This window comes from Lactobacillus sp. N54.MGS-719 (assembly GCF_000980505.1).
Taxonomy (GTDB): Bacteria; Bacillota; Bacilli; order Lactobacillales; family Lactobacillaceae; genus Lactobacillus; species Lactobacillus amylovorus.
Genome location: NZ_LARO01000087.1, coordinates 1 through 2,163, shown reverse-complemented (window position 1 = coordinate 2,163; position 2,163 = coordinate 1). Strand labels below are relative to the sequence as shown.

Below are 2,163 nucleotides of genomic sequence, written 5' to 3'. Positions count from 1 at the left end.
CAGGTTCAGGACACCTTAGAATCCTACTTTGATTAAATAAATAATTAAAAAATCAATTTACGAGAAAGATCTATTTACACAAAAGATTTGACAGTTTCACCATTTAATCGTCTTATTAAAAAAGTAGACGATTTAATTATTAAAGAAAAGGTCATCGTACAAACAGGTTTCAGTACTTATATTCCTGAATACTGTGAAGCCCATAAGATGATGTCATTTGAGAAAATGCAACAGACATTAAGGGATGCCCGAATTGTAATTACTCATGGTGGACCTTCCAGCTTTATTGAAGCTTTGCAATTTGGAAAGGTTCCAATTGTAGTACCTAGACAAGAAAAGTTTCATGAACATGTAAATAATCATCAAGTTGACTTTACTAAGTTAATTGCAGAGAGAATGAATAATATCATTCCTGTATACGATATTGATGATTTAAAAATGACAATTGATAATTATGATCAAATTGCTGAGACAAAAAATGCTGGTGAAAGCAGTAATAATAAAAGATTTAATTATAAATTAGAAGAGATTATAAAAGAGCTCGTTACAGATTAAATTATTGAGAGGTAAAAATGATTTATACAGAAATGAATGGTAGATGTGGTAATCAATTATTTCATTATGTTGTAACACGATATGTATCTATAAAAACTGGAGATTCTGATTTATCTTTTGATTTTAAAAAAAGTATTTGCTAATTATGATGTACAACAAGGACGTTATGATGTATTAACAGATTATCAAACTGTTCCTTATTCATATTGGAAGGGAACCGGAAAATTGCTTTTTCAAGAAAGCAATTTCTTACAAAAGACAATGATTATAGCTAAGAGTTTAGGTATTTACTTATTTAGAAATAAATCAAGAGCTATGAAAGCAAAAGAGGCAGTTATTGGACAAAAATTACTAAATTATTGTGGAGTGTATTGGGTACGTGAAGGAATAGATAAAATTTGGCCACACAAAAGAAAATTAGTTTAATAAAAAATAAGGAGTAGCAATTCTGTATGTGTAAGTGTACGAAGGGGAGATTTTTTTAATAATCAAAATGCTAGAAGTTTTGCAGTTTGTACACCAGACTATTATAGGAAGGCAAAAAAGAAGCTTGAAGATAAAAAATTGAAGGATCTTATTTTTTGTATTTTCGGATGATATTAATTGGTGTAAAAAGAAATTAGGATTTAACGGAGACAATGTAATATTTGTTTCACAAGATATGCCTGTGTATGAAACTCTAAGATTGATGTATAATTGCAAACATTTTATTTTATCTAATTCAACTTTTTCATGGTGGGGACAATTTCTTTCTACGTCTAAAAATAAATTAGTTGTTTCACCATCTCGATGGAACAATGATGGATATCAATCGCAGCTTATACAAAAAGATTGGATATTAATTAATTGCTAAAGTGACGATCAATGAAAAGAAATATTGTAAATTATATTAAAGAATATGGTATTAGTTTATTTATAACCAAAGGCATTAGGAGATTATACTTAAAGAGTAATTCTGTTTTGGCTACTAAAATTAATGCATATAATGAAGATAAAGTAACACAAGCATTGTCTAGTATAGTTTTGAATAAAGAATTTAAAAAGAGTAACCTTTTTAAAAAAAAGCAGAGTTTAAATTCAGAACCAATATGGATTATGTGGTGGCAGGGATATGATCAAGCGCCGAAGATAGTGAAAGCATGTATTAATTCAATTAGAAGAAATAATGTAAATCATGAAGTAATTTTAATAACTAAGGATAATTTTCAAGATTATGTTAATTTACCAACATTTGTATTGAATAAAGTAGATTTGGGATGTATTTCGATTACCCATTTGTCAGATATGATAAGGGCATTACTTCTATACATATATGGTGGTGTATGGTGTGATGCTACAATTTTAGATATTCAACCAATTCCTGATGAGGTTTTTAAATCCAATTTTTATACTATTAGGACGGATCTCAAAACTAAGGATCCTTCACATGGAAATTGGACTACTTTTTTCATGTCAAGCAGACCACGTAATATTTTGATGAAAAAAATTGCAATTTATCATTTTCAATTTTGAAACTGTCAAATCTTTTGTGTAAATAGATCTTTCTCGTAAATTGATTTTTTAATTATTTATTTAATCAAAGTAGGATTCTAAGGTGTCCTGAACCTG

At 28.4% G+C, this 2,163-nt stretch carries 5 protein-coding genes; all 5 read left to right on the top strand.

What is annotated here, in order from left to right:
- Window positions 1-87 precede the first annotated feature (87 nt).
- Window positions 88-555 (top strand): glycosyltransferase, encoded by a 468-nt coding sequence (locus WS44_RS09030; protein WP_288145736.1) that lies wholly within the window; start codon window positions 88-90, stop codon window positions 553-555.
- 117 nt (window positions 556-672) lie between these two features.
- Complete coding sequence (locus WS44_RS10185) at window positions 673-981, top strand: hypothetical protein (RefSeq protein WP_236702997.1); 309 nt, start codon at window positions 673-675, stop codon at window positions 979-981.
- Window positions 982-987: 6 nt separating this feature from the next.
- Complete coding sequence (locus tag WS44_RS10180) at window positions 988-1,152, top strand: alpha-1,2-fucosyltransferase (protein ID WP_288145737.1); 165 nt, start codon at window positions 988-990, stop codon at window positions 1,150-1,152.
- On the top strand, window positions 1,127-1,408 hold the full coding sequence (locus tag WS44_RS10175; protein WP_337872633.1) for an alpha-1,2-fucosyltransferase: 282 nt from the start codon (window positions 1,127-1,129) through the stop codon (window positions 1,406-1,408). The genes WS44_RS10180 and WS44_RS10175 overlap by 26 nt, the downstream gene beginning before the upstream one ends.
- Window positions 1,409-1,419: 11 nt before the next feature.
- Complete coding sequence (locus tag WS44_RS09020) at window positions 1,420-2,067, top strand: capsular polysaccharide synthesis protein (protein ID WP_288145735.1); 648 nt, start codon at window positions 1,420-1,422, stop codon at window positions 2,065-2,067.
- Window positions 2,068-2,163: the final 96 nt, after the last annotated feature.

Excerpts from the sequence above, each read along its gene's own strand:
- WS44_RS09020 (WP_288145735.1), top strand. The coding sequence starts at position 1,420 with ATGAAAAGAAATATTGTAAATTATATTAAAGAATATGGTATTAGTTTA.